Here is a 22507-nt window from a genome sequence, read left to right on the forward strand (position 1 = left end):
ACGTGGGAGGAACCGGTCATCGGACGAATTCGGCAGCGCCGTTGGCGAGATCCAGCAGCGGCGCCGGAGCCACCCCGAGCACCAGGGTGGCCAGTACGCCGATCGCCAGCGCCGTCGCGGTCAGGCCACCCGGCAGCGACACCGTCGGGGTGGACTCGCCCGGCTCGGAGAGCCACATCATCACGACCACCCGCAGGTACGGGAAGGCGAGGATCATGCTGGTCAGCACACCGGCGACCACCAACCAGGTCTGCCCGGCGTCCAGCGCCGCCCCGAACACCGCGAACTTGCTGGTGAACCCGCTGGTCAGCGGAATGCCGGCGAAGGCCAGCAGGAGGAAGGTGAACAGTCCGGCGTAGAGCGGCGACCGCCGGCCCAGCCCGGCCCACCGGGACAGGTGGGTGGCCTCGCCGTCCGCGTCCCGGACCAGGGTCACCACGCCGAAGGCGGCGACCACCGTGAAGCCGTACGCGACGAGGTAGAACATCGTGCTGGAGAGACCGTCCCTGGAGATTGCCAGGGCGCCGACCAGCAGGTAGCCGGCGTTCGCCACCGACGAGTACGCGAGCAGCCGCTTGATGTCGGTCTGGGTGACCGCGAGGATCGCGCCGACCAGCATCGTCAACACCGCCACCGTGCCGAGCACCGGAACGAAGTTCCAGCTCGCGCCGGAGAACGCCACGTGCAGCACCCGGAGCAGACCGCCGAACGCGGCGACCTTGGTGCAGGCGGCCATGAAGCCGGTGATCGGGGTCGGGGCACCCTGGTAGACGTCCGGGGTCCAGACGTGGAACGGCGCCGCCGCGATCTTGAACAGCAGGCCGATGGAGAGCAGTGCGAGGCCGGCGAAGAGCAGCACCGGGCTGGCCGACGAGTCGCTGACCGCCGTCCGGATGGTGCCGAAGTCCACCCCGCCACCGGAGCCGGGGCCGCCGGCACCGACGGTGAAGCCGTACACCAGCGCCATGCCGAACAGGAAGAACGCCGAGGCGTACGACCCGAGCAGGAAGTACTTGAGCGCCGCCTCCTGGCTCAGCAGCCGCCGACGCCGGGCCAGCGCGCAGAGCAGGTAGAGCGGCAGCGAGAACGCCTCCAGCGCGATGAACATCGTCAGCAGGTCGTTCGCGGCGACGAAGAGCAGCATGCCGGAGATGGCGAACATCGTCAGCGGGTAGACCTCGGTCGCGCCGCCCTCGTCGGCGGCCTGCCGCTGGTCCTCGGGGGATCCGACGGTGACCGCGGCGTGCGCCACGAACGCGCCGCCGCGCTGCACCGACCGCTCACCGATGAGTAGCAGCGCCATCCCGGCGAGCACCAGGATCGCGCCCTGGAGGAACAGCGTCGGCCCGTCGATCGCGACCGCCGTGCTGGCGGTGATCAGCCGGTCGTTCGCGTTCAGCACCACCATGACCAGCGCGGCGACCACGGCGAGCAGGCCGAGGATCAACTGCACCAGGTGTCGGCGGGCCCGTGGCACGAACGCCTCGACCAGTACGCCAAGCAACGAGGCCCCGAAGAGGATCAGGATCGGCGACAGCGCCGCGTAGTCCATCGGCGGGAATTCGAGATCCATTATCGGACCTTCCTTACGTGCGCGACTGAGGGCCCGCTCACCGGTGTGCCTCCTGGACGGTGCCCACCGTCGGCGCCGGATCCTGCTTGTCGAGGTCCTGCTCCATGGTGGCCTGGACGGCGGGGTTGATGACGTCGGTGACCGGCTTCGGGTAGAAGCCGAGCAGCAACAGCAGCGCGATCAGCGGGGCGACCACGACCTTCTCCCGGATCGACATGTCGCGCCGCATGCTCTCGACCCCGGCCAGTGCCGGGTTGAGCGTGCCCTGGGTGGTCCGCTGCACCATCCACAGCACGTACGCGGCGGCCAGGATGATTCCGGCGGTGGCGATGATCGCGACCGGCTTGTTCACCGTGTACGTGCCGATCAGCACCAGGAACTCGGAGATGAACGGCGCCGTACCGGGCAGCGCGAGCGAGGCGAGACCGGCGAAGAAGAACACCCCGGCCAGTACCGGCATCAGCTTGCCGACCCCGCCGAAGTCGGTGATCAGCGCCGAGTTGCGCCGGGCGACCAGCATGCCGACCACCAGGAAGAGCAGGCCGGTGGCGAGCCCGTGGTTCACCATGTAGAGCACGGCACCGGTGCCGGCCTGGGTGGTGAAGGCGAAGATGCCGACCCCGATGAAGCCGAAGTGCGCGATCGAGGTGTACGACACCAGCCGCTTGAGGTCGTTCTGCCCGACCGCCAGCAGCGCGGCGTAGACGATGCCGATCAGGGCCAGCGCGATCGCCCAGGGGGCGAACCATTTCGACGCGTCCGGGAACAGCGGCAGGCAGTACCGCAGGATGCCGAAGGTGCCGACCTTGTCCATCACGCCCACCAGCAGCGCGGCGGAGCCCGCCGGTGCCGCGCCACCGGCGTCCGGCAGCCAGGTGTGGAACGGGAAGAACGGTGCCTTGATCGCGAACGCGACGAAGAACCCGAGGAAGAGCCAGCGCTCGGTGCCGGTGGAGATGTCGATCTGGGTCAGCGCCTGCCAGTCGAAGGTCTTGCCGCCGACCACCCAGAGCCCGATCACCGCGGCCAGCATGAACAGACCGCCGACCAGCGAGTACAGGAAGAACTTCACCGCCGCGTACTGGCGCCGGTGGCCGCCGTAGCTGCCGATCAGGAAGTACATCGGCACCAGCATGACCTCGAAGAACACGTAGAACAGGAAGACGTCGGCGGCGGCGAAGACGCCGATCATCGTGCACTCGAGGAAGAGCAGCAGCGCGAAGTAGACCGGCACGGAACGCTTCGAGGACTCCGCCTCGTGCCAGGAGGCCAGGATCACCACCGGGACCAGCAGGGCGATCAGCATCAGCATGACCAGCGCGATGCCGTCGGCGGCAAAGGTGAAGTTGACCCCCCAACGCGGGATCCAGGAGTACGACTCGCGTAGCTGGAGCCGGTCGCCGCCGGCCTCGAACGCGATCCACATGAAGACGGCGAGCACCAGTACGGCCAGCGACCAGCCGAGCGCGATCCGCTTGGCCAGCTCGGCCCGGCTCGCCGGCAGGAACACCACCACCAGCGCACCGACCAGCGGCGCGACGGTGAGCACCGAGAGGAAGGGGAAGTCGGACATTATTCGGCCTTACCTCCGTCGTCAGTGCCCGGTCGGTTGAGGGCGCCCGGTCCCTTGAGGTCGGTCACGCCAACCACCCCAGTTGGACCGCCAGGAACGCGGCCACCACCAGCACGGCACCGGTCAGCATGGACATCGCGTACGACCGGACGAAGCCGGTCTGGAGCCGGCGCAGTCGACCCGAGCCGCCACCCACTGCGGCGGCGAGCGCGTTGACCAGACCGTCGATCCCCCGGTTGTCCAGGAACACCAGCGCCCGGGTGAGGAAGATGCCCGGCTTCTCGAAGACCGCCTCGTTGAACGCGTCGGTGTAGAGGTTCCGGCGGGCCGCCCGGACCACCGGGCCGGCCGGCTGCTCCTGGAGCGCGGTGCCGTTGCGGAACAGCACCCAGGCCAGGCCGGCGCCGAGCACCGTCAGCCCGAGCGACAGCACGGTGATGACGGTGTGCGAGAGCACCGGTTCGTGCGCCTCGCCGTGGCCGCCGAGCACCGGGGTCAGCCAGTCCGCGACCGGGGTGGCCATCAGCGCGCCGGCCGCCACCGAGCCGAGGCCCAGCAGGATCAGCGGCACGGTCATCACCGGCGGCGACTCGTGCGGGTGGTCGATGTCCTCGGTCCAGCGCTTCGGACCGTGGAAGGTGAGCACGAAGAGCCGGGTCATGTAGAACGCGGTCAGGCCGGCGCCGAGCAGCGCGGCGCCGCCGTACAGCCAGGCGGTCCAGTCGTCGCGCTCGAAGGCGGCGACGATGATCGGCTCCTTGGTGAAGAAGCCGGAGAACGGCCACATGCCGATGATCGCCAGCCAGCCGAGGCCGAAGGTGATCCAGGTGATCTTCATGTGCTTGGAGAGCCCGCCGAACCGGCGGATGTCCACCTGGTCCTTCATCCCGTGCATCACCGAGCCGGCCCCGAGGAACATGTTGGCCTTGAAGAAGCCGTGCGCCAGCAGGTGGATGATCGCCAGCGCGTACGCCCCGCCGCCGAGCCCGACGCCGAGGAACATGTAGCCGATCTGGCTCACCGTCGACCAGGCGAGGACCCGCTTGATGTCGTCCTTGGCCGCGCCGATGATGCAGCCCATCAGCAGGGTGAGCGCGCCGACGCTGACCACCACGGTCTGCAACGTCGGGTCGAGCGAGAAGATCGGGTTGGACCGGGCGATCAGGTAGACACCGGCGGTCACCATCGTGGCGGCGTGGATCAGCGCCGAGACCGGGGTCGGACCCTCCATCGCGTCCGGCAGCCAGGCCTGGAGCGGGAACTGACCGGACTTGCCGGCCGCGCCGAGCAGCAGCAGGAGACCGAGGATCAGGATCGTGCTGCCGGCGAGCTGGCTCGCGCCGTTGAAGACGTCGGCGAACTGGGTGCTGCCCAGGGTGGCGAACATGATGAAGATCGCGATCGCCAGGCCGGCGTCGCCGACCCGGTTCATCAGGAACGCCTTCTTGCCGGCGGTGGCCGCGCTGGGCCGGTCGTTCCAGAACGAGATCAGCAGGTACGACGCCAGACCGACGCCCTCCCAGCCGACGTAGAGCATCACGTAGTTGTTGCCGAGCACCAGCAGCAGCATCGCGGCGACGAACAGGTTGAAGAACCCGAAGAACCGGCGCCGGCCGGCGTCGTGCGACATGTACCCGACCGCGTACACGTGGATCAGGAAGCCCACGCCGGTGATCAGCAGTACGAACACGGCGGCCAGCGGGTCGAAGAGCAGCCCGAAGTCGACGTGCAGGTCCCCGACCGCGATGAAGTCCCAGAGGGACAGCTCGACCGAGCGGTTCTCCAGGTTACGCAGCCCGAAGAAGTAGCTCAGGCCGAGCGCGAAGGTGACGCCGATGCTGGCCACGCCGAGCCAGTGCCCCCACCGGTCGGCACGCCGGCCGAGCAGCAGGAGGATCGCCGCGCTGACCAGCGGGATTGCCACCAGCAGCCACACGCTGCCCAGCAACCCCGTGGCGTGGGCGTACTCCACAGAATGTTCCACTGGTGGGCCCCTCTTAGTACTTCAACAGGTTGGCGTCGTCGACGCTCGCCGAGCGTCGAGTCCGGAAGATCGTCATGATGATGGCCAGCCCGACCACGACCTCGGCCGCGGCCACCACCATGACGAAGAACGCCATGATCTGGCCGTTCAGGTCGCCGTTGATCCGGCTGAACGTGACCAACGCCAGGTTGGAGGCGTTGAGCATCAGTTCGATACACATGAAGAGGACGATCGCGTTCCGCCGGATGAGTACCCCGACCGCGCCGATGGTGAAGAGCACACAGGCGAGGATCAGGTAGTGGTTCGGCGATACCGAGAAGAAGTCCGACATGCTATTTCTCCGTCCCCTTCAGTGCCGTCTCCGAGTCGGACATCTCGCGGGTCGGCAGGATCTGCGGAACGCTCCGCTCGGTCAGGCCACCGTCGGGCAGCCGGGCCGGGGTGGCGACCGAGGACGAGGTGGCGTAGACGCCGGGGCCGGGCTTCGGCCCCGGGTAGTTGCCGGGCCGGAACCGGGACCGCATCGTGGCGATCTGGTCCATCCGGTCCTCGCGGCGCCGTTCGACGTGCGCCAGCACCATCGCGCCGACCGCCGCGGTGATCAGCAGCGCCGAGGTGATCTCGAAGGCGAAGACGTACTTCGTGAAGAGCAGCGCGGCGATCCCCTGCACGTTGCCGCCCGCGTTGGCCTGCTCCAGGCCGGCCGCGTCGGCCTGGCCGAGCGCCCGCCACGCGCCGGTGGCGAGCAGGGCGCCGAAGCCGAGGCCGAGCACGATCGCGGCGACCCGCTGGCCGCGCAGCGTCTCGATCAGCGAGTCCGAGGCGTCCCGACCGACCAGCATCAGCACGAAGAGGAACAGCATCATGATGGCGCCGGTGTAGACGATGATCTGCACCATGCCGATGAACGGCCCGGACTGGAGCACGTAGAACACACCCAGGCAGAGCATCGTCAGCACCAGCCAGAGCGCCGAGTGCACCGCGTTGCGCGCCCACACCATGCCGATCGCGCCGATCAGGGCGAGCGGGGCCAGGACCCAGAAGGTCACCTGCTCCCCGCCGGTCACCCCACCGGTGGCGGCGAGCACCGCCTGCCCGGTCACGACGGCTCTCCCGTCGTACCGGAGCCGTCCACCGTGCCGGTCTCGGACCAGGGCGCCCGCTCCGCCCCGGCCGAGGTGCCCGGGTTGGTCAGCGCGCCGATGTAGTAGTCCTTCTCGGTGTCACCGAGCCGCATCGGGTGCGGCGGCTGCTCCATCCCCGGCAGCAGCGGCGCCAGCAGCTGCTCCTTGGTGAAGATCAGGTCCTGCCGGTTGTCCCGGGCCAGCTCGTACTCGTTGCTCATCGTGAGCGACCGGGTCGGGCAGGCCTCGATGCAGAGTCCGCAGAAGATGCAGCGGGCGTAGTTGATCTGGTACGTGCCGGCGTACCGCTCGCCCGGCGAGAAGCGCTGCTCGTCGGTGTTGTCGGCGCCCTCGACGTAGATCGCGTCCGCCGGGCAGGCCCAGGCGCACAGCTCACAGCCGATGCACTTCTCCAGCCCGTCCGGATGCCGGTTGAGGATGTGCCGCCCGTGGTAACGCGGAGCGGAGACCGGCGGCTTGAACGGATAGTCGGTGGTGACGACCTTCTTGAACATGTGCGAGAAGGTGACCCCGAAACCCTTGAAAGAACCGGTGATCGCGCCCACGTCACACCTCCTTCTCGTCGTGACCGGCGCCGGTGGTGCCCGGCTGTCCGGCGCCCACGTTGGCCGGCTCCCGCTCGGCGACCGCCCGTTTCGTGCGTGGACTCGGCGGCACCTGGAGATCCATCGGCGGCAGTGGGAAACTGCCGGCCGGTCGCCGGTTGACCTTCTCCTGCAACGTCCGGGGCGGCGGCTGCTTCTTGGTCGGCCAGAGCAGCGTCAGCAGCAGTACGACCAGCACCGCACCGGCGATGATCGTGTAGCGGGTGGTCTCGCCGAGGTCTTCCTTCTGCAGGGTGCGGATGCCGGCCAGGACCAGGATCCAGACCAGGTTGATCGGCAGCAGCACCTTCCAGCCGAGCCGCATGAACTGGTCGTACCGGAGCCGGGGCAGCGTGCCCCGCAGCCAGATGAAGATGAAGACCAGGCCGATGACCTTGCCCATGAACCAGAGCAGCGGCCACCAACCGGAGTTCGCACCCTCCCAGAGGCTGATCGGCCAGGGTGCCCGCCAGCCGCCGAGGAAGAGCGTCGTGGTGACCGCCGACATGGTCACCATGGCGACGTACTCGGAGAGCATGAAGAGCGCGAACTTCAGCGAGCTGTACTCGGTCATGAAGCCCGCGACCAGCTCGGATTCGGCCTCGGGCAGGTCGAACGGCGCCCGGTTGGTCTCACCGACGGTCGAGATGAAGAAGATGATGAAGCTCGGCAGCAGCAGGATGGCGTACCAGCCCGGGGCCGGCAGATCCACCACGCCGAACAGGTTCAGCCGGGTGCCGTCACCCTGGGCCGCGACGATGCCGCTGGTCGACATCGTGCCGGCGGTCATGAAGACCGCGACGATGCTCAGACCCATCGCGACCTCGTACGAGATCATCTGCGCGCTCGACCGCAGCCCACCGAGCAGCGGGTACGTCGAGCCGGAGGCCCAGCCGCCGAGCACGATGCCGTAGACGCCCATCGAGGAGCAGGCCAGCAGCACCAGTACCGCCACCGACACGTCGGTGACCTGCAGCGGGGTCCGCTCGCCGAAGATGCTCACCATCGGACCGAACGGCACCACCGACAGCGCGGTCACCGCGCTGATCACCGAGATGGTCGGCGCGAAGAAGTAGACGACCTTGTCGGCCGCCTTCGGCAGGATGTCCTCCTTGAAGGCCATCTTGAGACCGTCGGCGAGGGTCTGGAGCAGGCCGAACGGGCCGATCTGGTTCAGACCGGGCCGCTGCGCCATCCGGGCCACCACCCGGCGCTCGAACCAGACACCCAGCAGGGTGGCCAGCACGGCGAAGACGAACGCGAACACGATCTTGATCAGGACCAGCCACCACGGATCCTTGCCGAAGTCCTGCAGCGTCGGATCCTGGGCCAGATAGGCCAGGTTCACAGCGTCCACCTCTCGTTCGCGACTGCGGGGCTCACTCGCTCCGCTCGCTCACTCCTCGCGCTCACCGGGAACCTCCGGCAGTGGTGTTCAGCAGCGGTCCCGGACGACCGGCCGCGTCGGCGGCCGGCTGCCCAGCCCCGACGGTCAGCCGGACGATCGTGCCGGACGCCGCCCCGAGGCTGCGCCGCACGGTCGCGCCGGGCGAGTTGGTAGGCAGCCAGACCACGCCGTCCGGCATGTCGGTGACCGCCACCGGCAGGGTGAGCGCACCCCGGTCGGTGCCGACGGTGACCGCGTCACCCTCGGCCACGCCGAGCTCCTCGGCGGCGGCCCTGCCGAGCCGGACCACCGGAGGCCGGGCCGTGCCGCCGAGGTGCGGGTCGCCTTCGGTCAGGGTGCCGGCGTCGATCATCTGGTGCCAGGTGGCGAGCACGGCCTCGCCCGGACCCGGTCGGGCCGGCTCGGCCGGCGCCACGGCCGGCGCGGCGGTCCGGTTGCCCCGGGTCGCGGGCAGCGCGCCCAGCTCGCGGCGGACGCTGTTCACGTCCCCGGTGCCGAGCTGCACGTCGAGCTGCGCGGCGATCGCGTCGAGCACCCGGCCGTCGGTCATCGCCGGAGTGTTCAGCACCGCCTCGAAGGTCCGCAGCCGGCCCTCCCAGTCGAGGAAACTGCCGGCCTTCTCCACCACCGGCGCGACCGGGAGGACCACGTCGGCCCGCCGGGTCACGGCGCCGTGCCGCAGCTCCAGGCTGACCAGGAACGGCACCTTCTCCAGCGCCTCGTCGGCCAGTCGGGGGTCGGCCAGGTCGGCCGGGTCGACCCCGGCCACCACCAGTCCGCCGAGCGCGCCGGACGCGGCGGCGGCGAGGATCCCGTCGGTGTCCCGACCGGGCTGGCTCGGGATGACCCCGGCGGCCAGGTTCCACGCCCCGGCCAGTTCACCCCGGGCGGCCGGGTCGGTCACCGGACGTCCGCCGGGAAGCAGGTTCGGCAGGCAACCGGCGTCGACGGCGCCACGGTCCCCGGCACGCCTCGGAACCCAGGCCAGCCTGGCGCCGGTACGGTCGGCCAGCTCCGCGGCGGCCGAAAGCCCGCCCGGTACGCCGGCCAGCCGCTCGCCGACCAGCAGCACCGCACCCTCCTGGCGCAGCGCCTCGGCGATCGCGGTGTCCTCGGCCAGCAGCCGGGCCTCCTCGCCGGGCGCGGCGGTCAGCACCGTCGCGCCGAGCTTCGCCAGGCCCCGGGTCACGAACGGCGCCAGGGCGAGCACCTTCAGGCCCCGCTTCGAGTACGCCTTGCGCAGCCGCAGGAAGAGGATCGGGCACTCCTCCTCGGGCTCCAGCCCGGCGATGACCACTGCCGGCGCCCGCTCGACGTCGGCGTACGTCACCTCGGTCGCCCCGGCCACGGTGCTGGCCAGGAACTGGGCCTCCTCGGCGGAGACCGGCCGGGCCCGGAAGTCGATGTCGTTGCTGTTCAGCGCCACCCGGGTGAACTTCGCGTAGGCGTACGCGTCCTCCACGGTGAGCCGACCGCCGGTCAGTACGCCGACTCCGCCGCCCGCGTCCCGTGCCTCGCGCAACCCGTCTGCGGCGAAGGCCAGCGCCTCGCTCCAGGAGGCCTCGCGCAGCTCACCGGTCTTGGCGTCCCGGATCAGCGGGTTCGTGATCCGCTCGTTGGCGGTGGCGTACCGGAAGCCCCAGCGGCCCTTGTCGCAGTTCCACTCCTCGTTCACCGCCGCGTCGTCGCCGGCCAGCCGGCGCATCACCTTGCCCCGGCGGTGGTCGGTGCGCTGGGCGCAGCCAGCGGAGCAGTGCTCGCAGACGCTCGGCGTGGAGACCAGGTCGAACGGGCGGGCCCGGAACCGGTACTGGGCACCGGTCAGCGCGCCGACCGGACAGATCTGCACGGTGTTGCCGGAGAAGTAGGAGTTGAACGGGACGTCGCCCTCGTCCCCCTCCTCGCCGCCGTAGACCTCGTCCCGGTAGACGTTGATCTCCTCGGCGCTGGACCGGCCCATCAGGTCGATGAACTTGTCCCCGGCGATCTCCTCGGAGAACCGGGTGCAGCGCTGGCACAGTACGCACCGCTCCCGGTCCAGCAGCACCTGGCTGGAGATGTTGACCGGCTTCTCGTACTCGCGCTTCTGCTCGTGGAAGCGGGTCTCCGGGCGACCGGTGGACATCGCCTGGTTCTGTAGCGGGCACTCGCCGCCCTTGTCGCACATCGGGCAGTCGAGGGGGTGGTTGACCAGCAGCAGCTCCATGATCCCCTCCTGCGCCTTCTTGGCGACCGGAGAGGTGAGCTGGGTACGGACCACCATGCCGTCGGCCACGGCCTGGGTGCAGGAGGCGACCGGCTTGCGCTGGCCCTCCACGTCGACCAGGCACTGCCGGCAGGCGCCCGCCGGAGCGAGCAGCGGATGGTCGCAGAACCGCGGGATCTCGATGCCCAGCTGCTCGGCGACCCGGATCAGCAGCGCACCCTTCGGCGCCGTCACCTCGATGCCGTCGATGGTGAGCGTGACGGTGTTGGTCTGCTTGGCGACGTCCGTCATCAGTGCGCTCCTACCAGGGTCTGCTCCGACAGCTTGGGCGCCGTCCGGCCCTCGATGTAGTCGAGGTAGTCCTGCTTGAAGTACTGCAACGAGGAGGTCACCGGACTGGTCGCGCCGTCGCCGAGGCCACAGAACGAGCGGCCGAGGATGTTGTCGCAGGTGTCCAGCAGGGTGTCCAGGTCCTCGTGGGTGCCCTGGCCGGCCAGGATCCGCCGGTAGGTGCGGACCATCCAGTAGTTGCCCTCCCGGCACGGCGTGCACTTACCGCACGACTCGTGGTGGTAGAACTCCAGCCACCGGTAGGTGGCGTAGACCGGACAGTCCTGGTCGGAGAAGATCTGGGTCGCGGTGGTGCCGAGGATCGAACCGGCCGCCGCCACCCCCTCGAAGTCGAGCGGTACGTCCAGGTGCTCGGCGGTGAGCAGCGGGGTCGAGGAGCCGCCCGGGGTCCAGAACCGCAGTTGGTGACCGGGCTGCATGCCACCGGCCAGCTCGATCAGCTCCCGCAGCGTGATGCCGAGCCCGGCCTCGTACTGGCCCGGGTTGGCGATCCGGCCGGAGAGCGAGTAGATCATCGGCCCGGACGACTTCTCCGTACCCATGCTCTTCCACCAGGCGGCCCCGCCCAGCACGATGTACGGCACGCTGGCGATGGTGCCGACGTTGTTGACGACGGTCGGGCAGGCGTACAGGCCGTGGGTCGCCGGGAACGGCGGGCGGAGCCGGGGCTGGCCCCGGAACCCCTCCAGCGAGTCCAGCAGCGCCGTCTCCTCGCCACAGATGTACGCCCCGGCGCCGCTGTGCACCACCAGGTCGAGGTCGAAGCCGGTGCCGAGGATGTTCTTGCCGAGGTAGCCGGCCCGGTACGCCTCGTCGACGGCGTTGCGCAGCCGTCGGGCGGCGTGCACCGCCTCACCCCGGATGTAGATGTACGCCCGGTTGGCCCGGATCGCGTACGAGGCGATGATGACGCCCTCGACCAGCGAGTGCGGGTCGTGGGTCATCAGCGGAAGGTCCTTGCAGGTGCCCGGCTCGCCCTCGTCGGCGTTGACCACCAGGTAGTGCGGCTTGCCGTCGCCCTGCGGGATGAAGCCCCACTTGAGTCCGGTCGGGAAGCCGGCGCCACCCCGGCCACGCAGGCCCGAGTCCTTGATCAGCTGGATCAGGTCGTCCGGGTGCGCGGCGAGTGCCTTGCGCAGCGCGGCGTACCCGTCCAACCGCTGGTAGACGTCGAGTTGCCAGGCGTCCGGCGAGAGCCAGCGCTTGGTGAGCACCGGGGTCAGCTTCTCCAGCGTCTCCCGAGAGGGCGTGGTACTCACTCCTTGGCCTCCTTCAGCGAGCGCTCCTGCGCGTCCGACCCGTCGCCGTCACCGGCCGGCTTGCCGTCGCTGGCCGGCGGGTTGGCGTCGGCGCCGGCCGCCTCGGCGGCCCTGGCGTCGGTCGGTCCGGCCGGTACGCCGTCGACCGGTGCCTTCGTGCCGGGCGCGTCCGGGGCCGGGGTGCTGGCGTCCGGTGCCCGGGTCTCGGCGGTACGCACCTGCGGCGACTTGCCGTCCGGAGCCTTCACGTCCGGCGCGGTGGTGCCGGTGGCGGCGGCCGGTCGGGTGGTCGCCGGTGCCGGCTTGTCGCCGGTGTCCCGGCCCTTGATCGGGGTGTTCGGGTCGTAGCCGGCCACCGAGATGCCGTGCTGCTGGGCGAGCCGCAGCCCGCGCAGCGTCGGGTCGCCGGCCTGCCCGTCGGCCACCGCCTCCTGGCGCGGGTCGCTGAACCCGGCCAGTTGCAGCGACATCTCCTTGAGCGTGCAGAGCCGCGCGCCCCGGCTCGGCTGCGGCCGGTTGCCGGCGCGCAGCTCGTTGACCACGCCGACCGCGCTGTCCGGGTCGACCTGGTCGAAGAAGTCGTAGTTGACCGTCATCACCGGGCCGTAGTCGCAGGCGGCCAGGCACTCGGCGTGTTCCAGCGTGATGCTGCCGTCCGCGGTGGTCTCGTCGTGCCCGACGCCGAGGTGCTCGGTCAGGGCGTCGTAGACCTGCTGGCCGCCGAGCACGTTGCACATGGTGTTGGTGCAGACGCTGACCAGCCAGTCGCCGGTCGGCCGACGCTTGTACATGGTGTAGAAGGTCGCCACCGCGCCGACCTGCGCCTTGTTCAGTCCGAGCACGTCGGCGCAGAACTCGACACCGGCCGGGGAGACGTACCCCTCCTCGGACTGCACGAGGTGCAGCAGCGGCAGCAGCGCCGATCGGGACCGGTCGGCCGGGTAACGGGCGACGATCTCCCGCGCCCGGTCGTCCAGCTTCGCGTGCAGGCCCGCGCTGCGCGCACCGGTCCGCTGGCCCGGCACTGGGCCGGGTCCGGCCGCCGCGCCGTTGAGCTGAATCTCGATATCAGTCATTTAGCGATCACACCCACCCATCACCGGGTCCAGCGACGCGCCGCCCGCGATCACGTCGGCGATCAGGCCGCCCTCGGCCATTGCCGGCAGCGCCTGGAGGTTGACGAAGCTGGGCTCGCGGTAGTGCACCCGGTACGGCCGGGTGCCTCCGTCGGAGACCGCGTGTACGCCCAACTCGCCGCGAGGCGACTCGATGGCGACGTACACCTGCCCCGGGGGCACCCGGAAGCCCTCGGTGACCAGCTTGAAGTGGTGGATCAGCGACTCCATCGACTGACCCATGATCCTGGCGACGTGCTCCAGCGAGTTGCCCATCCCGTCGACCCCGATGGCGAGCTGCGCCGGCCAGGCGACCTTCTTGTCGGCAACCATGATCGGGCCGGGCCGGAGCTTGTCCAGCGCCTGCTCGACGAGCTTGAGCGACTCCCGCATCTCGGCCATCCGGACCAGGTAGCGGCCCCAGACGTCACCGGTCTCGGTGGTCGGCACGTCGAACTCGTAGTTCTCGTAGCCGCAGTACGGCATGGTCTTGCGGATGTCCCAGGCCAGGCCGGCCGAGCGGAGCACCGGGCCGGTGACGCCCAGCGCCACACAGCCGGTCACGTCCAGCACGGCCACGTTCTTGGTGCGCTCGGTCCAGATCGGCTGGCCGGAGAGCATGTCCTCGTATTCCTTCAGGCGCTTCGGCAGCATCTTCAGGAACTCGCGGATCTTGACGATCGCCTCGTCCGGCACGTCCTGGGCGACCCCGCCCGGCCGGATGTACGCCATGTTCATCCGGAGGCCGGTGATCATCTCGAAGATGTCGAGGACGTACTCGCGCTCGCGGAAGCCGTAGAGCATCACGTTGACCGCGCCGAGCTCCATCGCCGTGGTGGCGATCCAGACCAGGTGCGAGGAGATCCGGTTGAGCTCCATCATCAGCACCCGGATGGTGTTGGCCCGCTCGGTGATCTCGTCGGTGATGCCGAGCAGCTTCTCCACCGCCAGGCTGTACGCCGTCTCGTTGAACAGCGGCGAGAGGTAGTCCATCCGGGTGACGAACGTGGTGCCCTGCACCCAGTTGCGGTACTCGAGGTTCTTCTCGATCCCGGTGTGCAGGTAGCCGACCACCGCCCGGGCCTCGCGGACGGTCTCGCCCTCGAGTTCCAGGATCAGGCGGAGCACGCCGTGCGTCGACGGGTGCTGCGGACCCATGTTGACGATGAGCCGCTCGTCGTTGATCGGGTCGTGCCCGCTGACGACCTGGTCCCAGTCGCCACCGGTGACGGTGAAGACCCGACCCTCGGTGGTTTCCCGGGATTCGGCGTAGCTCGGGTTCGTCGAGGTGCTCATTGGTACGACCTCCGCTGATCGGGCGGCGGGATCTCGGCGCCCTTGTACTCGACCGGCACACCGCCGAGCGGGTAGTCCTTGCGCTGCGGGTGGCCCTCCCAGTCGTCCGGCATCAGGATCCGGGTCAGGCTGGGGTGGCCGTCGAAGACGATGCCGAACATGTCGTACGCCTCCCGCTCCTGCCAGTCGGCGGTGGGGTAGACCTCGGTGACGCTTGCCACGTGCGGCTCTTCGGTGCTCACCGCCACCTCCAGCCGGATCACCCGGCGGTAGGTCATCGAGGTGAGCTGGTAGACGACGTGCAGCCGGCGCTGGTCGGTGCCGAGGTAGTCCACTCCGGAAACCGAGGAGCAGAGTTCGAAGCGCAGGGCGGCGTCGTCGCGCAGCACCTGGCACACCTCGGCGATCCGCTCCGGGCGGACGTGCAGGGTCAGCTCGCCCCGGTCGACCACGACCTTCTCGATCGCGTCCGCGAAGCCGGGGTACGCCTCCTGCAGCGCGTCGGCCACCTCGTCGAAGTAGCCGCCGTACGGCCGGGGGCTGTCCAGCACCCCGACCCGCTGCCGGACCAGGCCGCCGAAGCCGGAGGTGTCACCGCTGCCGGCGATGCCGAACATTCCGCGCCCGGCCGGGCTGGCCGGCGGCAGTTCGGCCGGCGCCCCGCTGGTCGCGCCGACCGGCGGCCGCGACACCGGCACGCCGCCACCGTTCTGCTCGGCAGGCTTGTTGGCCTCGCTCATCGGTCGGTCCTTCCGACGAGGTGGTTCTGTGCCTTCATCCAGTTCTCGATCCGGAGCTGCTCCTCGCGGCCCTCGGCCACCGCCTTCGTCCACTCGGCCCGCCGGGCCTTGTCGTTGTGGTACGAGGACGGCATCGAACCGGGCGCGACCACTGGGATGTCACCCCGGGCACGGCGCGCCTCCAGCATCTTGCGGCCGGTCGGGCCGAGCGGCTCGTGGCCGATCTTCTCGCGCAGCTTGAGGATCGCGTCGATCAGCATCTCGGGACGCGGTGGGCAGCCGGGCAGGTACATGTCCACCGGCACGATGTGGTCGACGCCCTGGACGATCGCGTAGTTGTTGAACATGCCGCCACTGCTGGCGCAGACGCCCATCGAGATCACCCAGCGGGGCTCGGCCATCTGGTCGTAGATCTGGCGCAGCACCGGGGCCATCTTCTGACTGACCCGGCCGGCCACGATCATCAGGTCGGCCTGCCGTGGCGAGGCGCGGAAGACCTCCATGCCCCATCGACCGAGGTCGTAGTGGGACCCGCCGGCCGCCATCATCTCGATCGCGCAACAGGCCAGCCCGAAGGTGGCGCCCCAGAAGGACGACTTCCGGGACCAGTTGACCAGTTTCTCGACCGAGGTGAGCAGGATGCCGGCCGGGAGTTTTTCCTCGATACCCATCTGACGACCTCCCTCAGTCCCAGTCCAGGCCGCCGCGCCGCCACACGTAGGCGTACGCGACGAAGACCGCGACGATGAACAGCACCATCTCCACGAAGGCGAATGTCCCCAGCACGTCGAAGGAGACAGCCCACGGATACAGGAAGATGATCTCGATATCGAAGACGATGAACAGCATCGCCGTCAGGTAGAACTTGATCGGGAACCGTCCGCCGCCTACCGGCTGCGGGCTCGGTTCGATGCCGCACTCGTACGCCTCGAGCTTGGCCTTGTTGTAACGCCGGGGGCCGGCGAGCCGGGCTGAGGCGACGGAGAACAGCGAGAACCCCGCAGCGAGGGCGAACAGCCCGATGATGGGTACGTACGGCGAGAGTGACATCGTTTTCTCCTGCTCGTCCTTCCCGGCCCTCGGTCAATTTCCAAATTCACACTATTCACAGTCCTCCGGGCGACGCTGCCCGGGGTGCCGCTGCGGCCCGCGCGCGGGCCCGACGGCGGTTCACACGGCCGGAGCCACCTTCGTCATCGCGTTGATGACCCGGTCCATCGCGTCACCACCGCGCGGATCGGTCAGGTTCGCCAGCAGCTTGAGCACGAACCGCATCAGGGTCGGATGCGGCATCCCGTGCTTGGTGGCGATCCGCATCACCTGCGGATTGCCGATCATCTTCACGAAGATGTTGCCGAGCCGGTAGTAGCCGCCGTAGCGGACCTTCAGCTCGGCGGGGTATCCGGCCAGGGCCCGCTCCCGCTCGGCACCGGCAGGTCGGGCCAGCGCCTGCACCGCCACCTCCGCGGCGAGTTCGCCGGACTCCATCGCGTACGCGATGCCCTCGCCGTTGAACGGGTTGACCATGCCGCCGGAGTCACCGACCAGCAGCACGCCCCGGGTGTAGTGCGGTACCCGGTTGAAGCCCATCGGCAGCGCAGCACCGAGGATCGGGCCGTCCGCGTTGGTCTCGTCGGTCATGCCCCACTCGGCCGGCGTGTTGGCCAGCCAGTCGGTGAGCAGCCGCCGGTAGTTGGTCTTGCCGAACGCGGCCGAGGAGTTCAGCGCACCCAGCCCGACGTTGACCCGGCCGTCGCCCATCCCGAAGATCCAGCCGTACCCGGGCAGCAGCTTGTCGGGGTTCTCCTTGCTGCGCAGTTCCAGCCACGACTCCAGGTAGTTGTCGTCGTGCTTGGCCGGCGAGCGGTAGTAGCGGCGGACCGCGACCCCGATCGGCCGGTCCTCCCGCTTGTTGAGGCCCAGCGCCAGCGGAAGCCGCCCGGAGACGCCGTCGGCGGCCACCACCAGCGGCGCGTGGAAGGTCACCGGCGCCTTGTCCGGGCCGATCTCGGCGGTGACCCCGATCGACCGGCCGGAGTTGTCGAGCACCGGGCCGGTCACGTTGACCCCGGTACGCAGCTCCGCGCCGGCCTCGGTCGCCCGCTTGGCCAGCAGGTCGTCGAAGTCGAGCCGGGTCCGGACCAGGCCGTAGTTGGGGAAACTGGCCAGCTCGGGCCAGTCGAGTTCGAGCCGGATGCCGCCACCGATGACCCGCAGGCCCTTGTTGCGCAGCCAGCCGGCCTCGGGCGAGGTGTCGATGCCCATCTTGACGAGTTGCTTGACCGCCCTGGGGGTGAGTCCGTCGCCGCAGACCTTCTCGCGGGGGAACTCGGTCTTCTCCAGCAGCAGTACGCGTACGCCGTGTCGGGCCAGGTGATAGGCGGTGGTCGATCCGCCCGGACCGGCGCCCACCACGATGACATCCGCGTCGTTTTCGATCGTCGTCATCCGCGCCTCCCCTCCCGATCGCTCGTGAAATGCTTCACAAGCCTGGTCCGGGGAGGAGTCTAAGACCGCGAAACGGCCGGCAACCGGTTAGGTGAACCTAACTTGCCGAGGTAGGCGTGGTGGCTACGTCCGGCGGCTCGTTCAGGTGCGGTCCTCCCCGTCGCGCTGCGCGGGCCGGCGCTCGATCGGTCCCGGCGTGACCGGTCCCGGCTCACCCGGATGCGGATCGGCCGGATGCGGGTCCACCGGATGCGGATCGGTCGGCCGGGGCTCGGCCGGATGCGGATCACCCGGACCGGGGCCGGCCGGATGCGGGTCGGCCGGACCGGGCCGACCCGGTTGCGGTTCACCCGGCTGCGGCTGTGCCGGATGCGGCTCGGGCGGAGTCGGCACGGCGGGGTGCGGCTCCACCGGCAGGCCGTCGGCCCGGGGCGCGCCGGCCCCGTTCGACCGGCTCGGCTGGGTGGCGATGCCGGCGGCGTACGGGTCGCCGGCCGAGGAGCGGTCCCGCAGCAACTCGCCGCCGTTGCCGTCCCGTTCCGACACCGGCTCGGTCGGGTACGGCCCGTCGTCGAGTTCCGGCATCCGCTCGCCGACGTCGCTCGCCCGCTCGTTCTCGTACGGCAGTTGTTCCCGGAGTGTTCCGCCACTGACCCGGTCGAGCGCGGCGAGCACCTCGGCGACCACGGTCCGCACGGTGACCGGGTCCGGGCCGGCCAGCTCCCGGATCTGGGCGATCAACTCGGCCGCCTCAGCCTCGGGCCCCGACGCCTCGCCGTGCGCGCTTCCCGGCGTTCCGTCCGCGCTCACGGGCGCCCCGTTCATGCTCTCCGGCGCCCCGTTCGCGCTCTCCGGCGTTCCGTCCGCCGCCCGGTCGGCCGACCCGGCGCCCTCGGGGGTGTGATGTCCCCGACTCGTCTGTCCGGCGTGCTCCGGCGGGTTCGCGGCCTCCGGCGGGTTCGCGGCCTCCGGCGTTCTGGAGGTCGGCTGCTCCTCGCCGTCGACCTGCCGGTCTGCGCCCGTCATGGGCGCAGCCTACGGGCTCAAAAGCCCCTTTGCCGATTAAACCGACCATAAGGCATTGGACCTGATGAAACTTCAGGAACGAGTGGCCCGGTGCAGGGCGACGATGCCGCCGGTCAGGTTCCGCCACGCCACCCGCTGCCAGCCCGCCCGCGCGATCTGCCCGGCCAGCCCCGCCTGGTCCGGCCAGGCCCGGACCGACTCGGCGAGATAGACGTACGCGTCCGGGTTGCTGGCCACCGCCCGGGCCACCGCCGGCAGGGAACGCATCAGGTAGGACAGGTAGACGGTCCGGAAGACCGGGTTCGTCGGCGTACTGAACTCGCAGACCACCAGCCGGCCACCCGGCCGGGTCACCCGGGCCATCTCCCGGAGCGCCGCCTCGGTGTCCACCACGTTCCGCAGGGCCAGCGAGATGGTGACCGCGTCGAACGACTCGTCGGGAAACGGCAGCCGTAGCGCGTCACCGGCCAGCAGCGGCACCTCGGGCCGGACCCGCCGGCCGGCCCGGAGCATTCCGATGGAGAGATCCAGCCCTACCGCGTACGCCCCGGAGGTGGCCAGTTCGGCGGTGGAGACACCGGTGCCGGCGCCCACGTCGAGCACCTGGTCACCCGGCTTCAGGTCGAGCGCCGCCAGGGTGGCCCGACGCCAGCGCCGGTCCTGCCCGAACGAGATCACGGTGTTGGTCAGGTCATACCGGGACGCCACCTCGTCGAACATCGCCGCGACCTCGTGCGGCTGCTTGTCCAGGCTGGCCCGGCGTCCGGACGGGGTACGGGTCACGCCGGACGAGTCTGCCAGCCATCGGGCCACGGGTGCGGCCCGGGGGCGCCGGATACACCACGGGCGAGACGGTCACCCGTCTCGCCCGCAATGCCGTGCGTTATATGAACGGCCCTCATGGACCGATAGAGGACGACTTCACGTCGCTCGCCATCCTGACCCACCCGGTCCGAACCGGGTGCGGCAATCAGGAAGTACGTCCGGGACGTTATCGGTTACGCGTGGTACGTCGCGGTTCCTTGATCCAACTGTTATGACCGATGAACCGGCTCCGACTTCCAAGAATGTCCAGGTTCGAGGGCCTTCGGAGGCACCTACTCGCCATTGGGTCAGCGGATCGGAGCAAAGGATCGGCTCCTCGCCCAATCGGCGATGGACCGAACGGATGACGGTACCGGCGACATCCGACTCGGCTTGACCAAGGTCAATACTTCCGGCCGGGTCAGCGACTGCCAGTCAGCTCGGCGACTGCCGGGGCCAGCTCGGCGACTTCCGGTCAGCTCAGCGCGCCTCGACGAGCGGCAGGGTACGGCCGACGCCGCCACCGGGCAGCGCGATCGAGGAGAAGTGCGAGACCACCCGGTCGTCGGTCGGATCGTCCGCCGGGGTGTGGTGCACCGCGAGATGCCGGTAGAGCGTGTCCCGCTGGGCCGGAATCCGGCCGGCGGAACGGATCATCCAGATCAGCTCGTGCAGGTTGGACCGGTGCTTGGCACCGGCCGAGGAGATGACGTTCTCCTCCAGCATGATCGAGCCGAGGTCGTCGACCCCCATGTGCAGGGCGAGCTGGCCGACGTCCTTTCCGGTGGTCAGCCAGGACGCCTGAAGGTGCGGGACGGTCTCGAAGAACAACCGGGCCACCGCGATCAGCCGCAGGTACTCCAGGGTGGTCGCCTGGGTACGCCCCTTGAGATGGTTGTTCTCCGCCTGGTACGTCCACGGAATGAAGGACCGGAAGCCCCCGGTACGGTCCTGGACGTCCCGGATCATCCGCATGTGCTCGATCCGCTCGGCGTTCGTCTCGCCGGTGCCCATCATCATCGTCGCGGTGGACTCGATCCCTTGGCGGTGGGCGAGTTCCATCACCTCGAGCCAGCGGGCACCCGACTCCTTCAGCGGAGCGATGGCCTTACGCGGCCGGTCCGGCAGCATCTCGGCGCCGGCACCCGCGATCGAGTCCAGCCCGGCCGTCTTGATCCGGCTGATCGCCTCGTCGAGCGAGACGCCGGAGACCTTCGCCATGTGCAGGATCTCGCTCGGCCCGATCGAGTGGATCACGAGCTGCGGGTACGCCTTCTTGACCGAGGAGAAGAGTTCCTCGTAGTACTCCACGCCGTAGTCGGGGTGGTGGCCACCCTGCAACATCACCTGGGTCGCGCCCAACTCGACCGCCTCGCCGCACCGGCGCAGGATCTCCTCGGTCGGGTGGGTCCAGCCCTCCTTGTGCTTGGGCGCACGGTAGAAGGCGCAGAACTTGCAGGCGGTCACGCAGACGTTGGTGTAGTTGATGTTGCGGTCGATCAGGTACGTCACGATGTTGTCCGGGTACCGCCGTCGGCGTACCGCGTCCGCCGCCTCGCCCAGCGGGTGCAGGGGCGCCTCGGTGTAGAGCAGCAGCGCCTCCTCGGGCGTGATCCGCCCGCCGTCCGCGCCGCGCTGCAGGATGCTGTCGATTTCCCGGCTCAACGTCACAGAACCGAGGGTACGCCGCACCCGGTCGGACCAGCACTCGCCGCCCGTGGATGTCGGCGGGCCCACCCTCGGGCCGTCGGGAGCCCTCTCCGAGGACGCGTCTGCGTGCCGCGTCGACAAGGGGTGCGTTGCCGGCCGCACCGGTGAGGGGCGCGTCGCGGGCCGTACCGGTGAGGGGCGCGTCGCGGGCCGTACCGGATCATCAGGAGATGTTCACCAACACGTGGGAGCGGCTGCGCCAGCGGCTGGCGGCCGTCGTACCGGGGCAATCCCCCGGCCGGCCCGCCAGCGGGCCGGGTGCCGACGGACCGGAGCTGGTGCGGGCGCTGGCGGACCGGGCCGACCGGCTACACCGCGAGGGGAAGCCGGATCTCGCCGCCGAGTCGCTGACCGAGGCCGTGGCGCTGAGCCGGGACGTCGGCGGCGCCAAGTGGGGCGACGCGCTGACGCACCTGGCGGACGTGCTGGCCCAGGCCGGCCGCGCCGACGAGGCGGTGACCGTCGCTCGGGCGGCGGTGGCCGCGTTCGGCGACCAGCGGAGCACGGGGCGGGCCGAGGCGCTGCGCCGGCTCGGCCGGCACCTGCTCTCCGGCGGCAGCTCCGACGAGGCGGTGGCAACGATCCAGGAGGCGGTGGAGCTGTACGCGGCGCTCGCCGGCCCGCTCGCGATGCGGAACGCCAAGGCCCAGTCCACGGCCCAGTACGACCTGGCCGTGGCGCTCGGCATCGTCGAACGGTACGAGGAGGCGCTCGCCGCCGCGACCGAGCCGTTACTGGTGTTGCGGCTCCAGGACCGCCTGCACGTCTCCCGGGGCCGCCGGCGGTACGCGGACCTGCTGTTCCGGATCGCGTACTGGCAGGGGGAACTGGACCGGCCGGCCGAGGCGGTGGCGACGGCGCGGGAGGCGGTCGCCCAGCTCCGGCGGGTCGTCGCCGCCGACCCGCTGGACGACGACCTGGACGACCTGGCCCGCGTCCTGCTGGTACTGGCCCGGCAACTCCGCCGAGTCGACCACGACGCCGAGGCGGTGCCGCCATTGCGGGAGGCGGTCGCGATCTGGCGACGCCTACCCGACGGCGACGACGGCCTGGCGGAGTCGTCGGTCGACCTCAGCCGCCTGTACCAGGACCTCGGCGGCCACGAGGACGAGGCACTGGCGGCGCACCAGGATGCGGTCGACGCCACCCGGCGGCTGGTCGCGGGCGATCCCGAGCGGTACGAAGCCAAGCTGGCGTGGCTGCACGCCGAGGGTGGGCGCCGGGCGGAGGCGCCGGATGAGCTGGACCGGCGGGGCCTTCCCGGACCCGGCTGAGCATCCCCCGG

At 70.1% G+C, this 22507-nt stretch carries 19 protein-coding genes; 1 reads left to right on the forward strand and 18 read right to left on the reverse strand.

The features are described from left to right. Positions 1 to 16: 16 nt before the first annotated feature. From nuoN to mqnC, 18 genes are all read right to left on the reverse strand, one after another. Positions 17 to 1573: an NADH-quinone oxidoreductase subunit NuoN gene (gene nuoN, locus H4W31_RS06375; RefSeq protein ID WP_225945416.1), complete on the reverse strand. Its 1557-nt coding sequence runs from the start codon at positions 1571 to 1573 to the stop codon at positions 17 to 19. 37 nt (positions 1574 to 1610) lie between these two features. After that, positions 1611 to 3146 carry an NADH-quinone oxidoreductase subunit M gene (locus tag H4W31_RS06380; protein ID WP_192765802.1) on the reverse strand — a complete coding sequence of 512 codons (1536 nt, stop codon included), beginning with the start codon at positions 3144 to 3146 and terminating at the stop codon, positions 1611 to 1613. Between the two features lie 64 nt (positions 3147 to 3210). Then, positions 3211 to 5130 (reverse strand): NADH-quinone oxidoreductase subunit L, encoded by a 1920-nt coding sequence (nuoL, locus tag H4W31_RS06385; RefSeq protein ID WP_192765803.1) that lies wholly within the window; start codon positions 5128 to 5130, stop codon positions 3211 to 3213. 13 nt (positions 5131 to 5143) lie between these two features. Beyond that, positions 5144 to 5461 carry an NADH-quinone oxidoreductase subunit NuoK gene (gene nuoK / locus H4W31_RS06390; RefSeq protein WP_192765804.1) on the reverse strand — a complete coding sequence of 106 codons (318 nt, stop codon included), beginning with the start codon at positions 5459 to 5461 and terminating at the stop codon, positions 5144 to 5146. 1 nt (position 5462) lies between these two features. After that, on the reverse strand, positions 5463 to 6233 hold the full coding sequence (locus H4W31_RS06395; RefSeq protein ID WP_192765805.1) for an NADH-quinone oxidoreductase subunit J: 771 nt from the start codon (positions 6231 to 6233) through the stop codon (positions 5463 to 5465). Next, entirely contained in the window at positions 6230 to 6820 is a 591-nt protein-coding gene (gene nuoI, locus H4W31_RS06400) for an NADH-quinone oxidoreductase subunit NuoI (RefSeq protein ID WP_192765806.1), read from the reverse strand. Before nuoI ends, H4W31_RS06395 begins: the two co-directional genes overlap by 4 nt. Before the next feature lies 1 nt (position 6821). Next, positions 6822 to 8201 (reverse strand): NADH-quinone oxidoreductase subunit NuoH, encoded by a 1380-nt coding sequence (gene nuoH, locus H4W31_RS06405; RefSeq protein WP_192771887.1) that lies wholly within the window; start codon positions 8199 to 8201, stop codon positions 6822 to 6824. A gap of 67 nt (positions 8202 to 8268) precedes the next feature. Next, positions 8269 to 10764 carry an NADH-quinone oxidoreductase subunit G gene (locus H4W31_RS06410; RefSeq protein ID WP_192765807.1) on the reverse strand — a complete coding sequence of 832 codons (2496 nt, stop codon included), beginning with the start codon at positions 10762 to 10764 and terminating at the stop codon, positions 8269 to 8271. Beyond that, positions 10764 to 12083, reverse strand: a complete 1320-nt coding sequence (nuoF, locus tag H4W31_RS06415; protein ID WP_192765808.1) for an NADH-quinone oxidoreductase subunit NuoF — start codon at positions 12081 to 12083, stop codon at positions 10764 to 10766. The genes H4W31_RS06410 and nuoF overlap by 1 nt, the downstream gene beginning before the upstream one ends. Beyond that, positions 12080 to 13159 (reverse strand): NADH-quinone oxidoreductase subunit NuoE, encoded by a 1080-nt coding sequence (gene nuoE / locus H4W31_RS06420; protein ID WP_192765809.1) that lies wholly within the window; start codon positions 13157 to 13159, stop codon positions 12080 to 12082. The genes nuoF and nuoE overlap by 4 nt, the downstream gene beginning before the upstream one ends. After that, complete coding sequence (locus H4W31_RS06425; protein WP_192765810.1) at positions 13160 to 14494, reverse strand: NADH-quinone oxidoreductase subunit D; 1335 nt, start codon at positions 14492 to 14494, stop codon at positions 13160 to 13162. Beyond that, a complete protein-coding gene (locus H4W31_RS06430) occupies positions 14491 to 15234 on the reverse strand; it encodes an NADH-quinone oxidoreductase subunit C (RefSeq protein ID WP_192765811.1) in 744 nt (247 codons plus the stop codon). The genes H4W31_RS06425 and H4W31_RS06430 overlap by 4 nt, the downstream gene beginning before the upstream one ends. Next, positions 15231 to 15905, reverse strand: coding sequence for a NuoB/complex I 20 kDa subunit family protein (locus tag H4W31_RS06435; protein WP_192765812.1), 675 nt, complete (start codon positions 15903 to 15905; stop codon positions 15231 to 15233). The genes H4W31_RS06430 and H4W31_RS06435 overlap by 4 nt, the downstream gene beginning before the upstream one ends. Positions 15906 to 15918: 13 nt before the next feature. Then, on the reverse strand, positions 15919 to 16284 hold the full coding sequence (locus H4W31_RS06440; RefSeq protein WP_192765813.1) for an NADH-quinone oxidoreductase subunit A: 366 nt from the start codon (positions 16282 to 16284) through the stop codon (positions 15919 to 15921). Between the two features lie 120 nt (positions 16285 to 16404). Further along, complete coding sequence (locus H4W31_RS06445; RefSeq protein ID WP_192765814.1) at positions 16405 to 17682, reverse strand: geranylgeranyl reductase family protein; 1278 nt, start codon at positions 17680 to 17682, stop codon at positions 16405 to 16407. A 141-nt stretch (positions 17683 to 17823) separates the two neighbouring features. After that, on the reverse strand, positions 17824 to 18708 hold the full coding sequence (locus tag H4W31_RS06450; protein WP_192765815.1) for a hypothetical protein: 885 nt from the start codon (positions 18706 to 18708) through the stop codon (positions 17824 to 17826). A gap of 72 nt (positions 18709 to 18780) precedes the next feature. Then, positions 18781 to 19491 carry a demethylmenaquinone methyltransferase gene (locus tag H4W31_RS06455; protein ID WP_192765816.1) on the reverse strand — a complete coding sequence of 237 codons (711 nt, stop codon included), beginning with the start codon at positions 19489 to 19491 and terminating at the stop codon, positions 18781 to 18783. 501 nt (positions 19492 to 19992) lie between these two features. Further along, positions 19993 to 21183 carry a cyclic dehypoxanthinyl futalosine synthase gene (mqnC, locus tag H4W31_RS06460; protein ID WP_192765817.1) on the reverse strand — a complete coding sequence of 397 codons (1191 nt, stop codon included), beginning with the start codon at positions 21181 to 21183 and terminating at the stop codon, positions 19993 to 19995. A 209-nt stretch (positions 21184 to 21392) separates the two neighbouring features. Here mqnC and H4W31_RS06465 point away from each other — a divergent pair, with 209 nt between their 5' ends. Next, positions 21393 to 22496 carry a tetratricopeptide repeat protein gene (locus tag H4W31_RS06465; RefSeq protein WP_192765818.1) on the forward strand — a complete coding sequence of 368 codons (1104 nt, stop codon included), beginning with the start codon at positions 21393 to 21395 and terminating at the stop codon, positions 22494 to 22496. Positions 22497 to 22507 lie beyond the last annotated feature (11 nt).

This window comes from Plantactinospora soyae (assembly GCF_014874095.1).
Taxonomy (GTDB): domain Bacteria; phylum Actinomycetota; class Actinomycetes; order Mycobacteriales; family Micromonosporaceae; genus Plantactinospora; species Plantactinospora soyae.

Bases quoted from the DNA above. Each gene is read 5' to 3' on its own strand.
- H4W31_RS06465 (WP_192765818.1), top strand. From the start codon at position 21,393: ATGTTCACCAACACGTGGGAGCGGCTGCGCCAGCGGCTGGCGGCCGTC.
- H4W31_RS06445 (WP_192765814.1), bottom strand. From the start codon at position 17,682: ATGACGACGATCGAAAACGACGCGGATGTCATCGTGGTGGGCGCCGGT.
- H4W31_RS06435 (WP_192765812.1), bottom strand. From the start codon at position 15,905: ATGGGTATCGAGGAAAAACTCCCGGCCGGCATCCTGCTCACCTCGGTC.
- H4W31_RS06410 (WP_192765807.1), bottom strand. From the start codon at position 10,764: ATGACGGACGTCGCCAAGCAGACCAACACCGTCACGCTCACCATCGAC.
- nuoK (WP_192765804.1), bottom strand. From the start codon at position 5,461: ATGTCGGACTTCTTCTCGGTATCGCCGAACCACTACCTGATCCTCGCC.
- H4W31_RS06440 (WP_192765813.1), bottom strand. From the start codon at position 16,284: ATGTCACTCTCGCCGTACGTACCCATCATCGGGCTGTTCGCCCTCGCT.
- H4W31_RS06430 (WP_192765811.1), bottom strand. From the start codon at position 15,234: ATGAGCGAGGCCAACAAGCCTGCCGAGCAGAACGGTGGCGGCGTGCCG.
- nuoN (WP_225945416.1), bottom strand. From the start codon at position 1,573: ATGGATCTCGAATTCCCGCCGATGGACTACGCGGCGCTGTCGCCGATC.
- nuoE (WP_192765809.1), bottom strand. From the start codon at position 13,159: ATGACTGATATCGAGATTCAGCTCAACGGCGCGGCGGCCGGACCCGGC.
- H4W31_RS06380 (WP_192765802.1), bottom strand. From the start codon at position 3,146: ATGTCCGACTTCCCCTTCCTCTCGGTGCTCACCGTCGCGCCGCTGGTC.
- H4W31_RS06425 (WP_192765810.1), bottom strand. From the start codon at position 14,494: ATGAGCACCTCGACGAACCCGAGCTACGCCGAATCCCGGGAAACCACC.
- H4W31_RS06450 (WP_192765815.1), bottom strand. From the start codon at position 18,708: ATGACGGGCGCAGACCGGCAGGTCGACGGCGAGGAGCAGCCGACCTCC.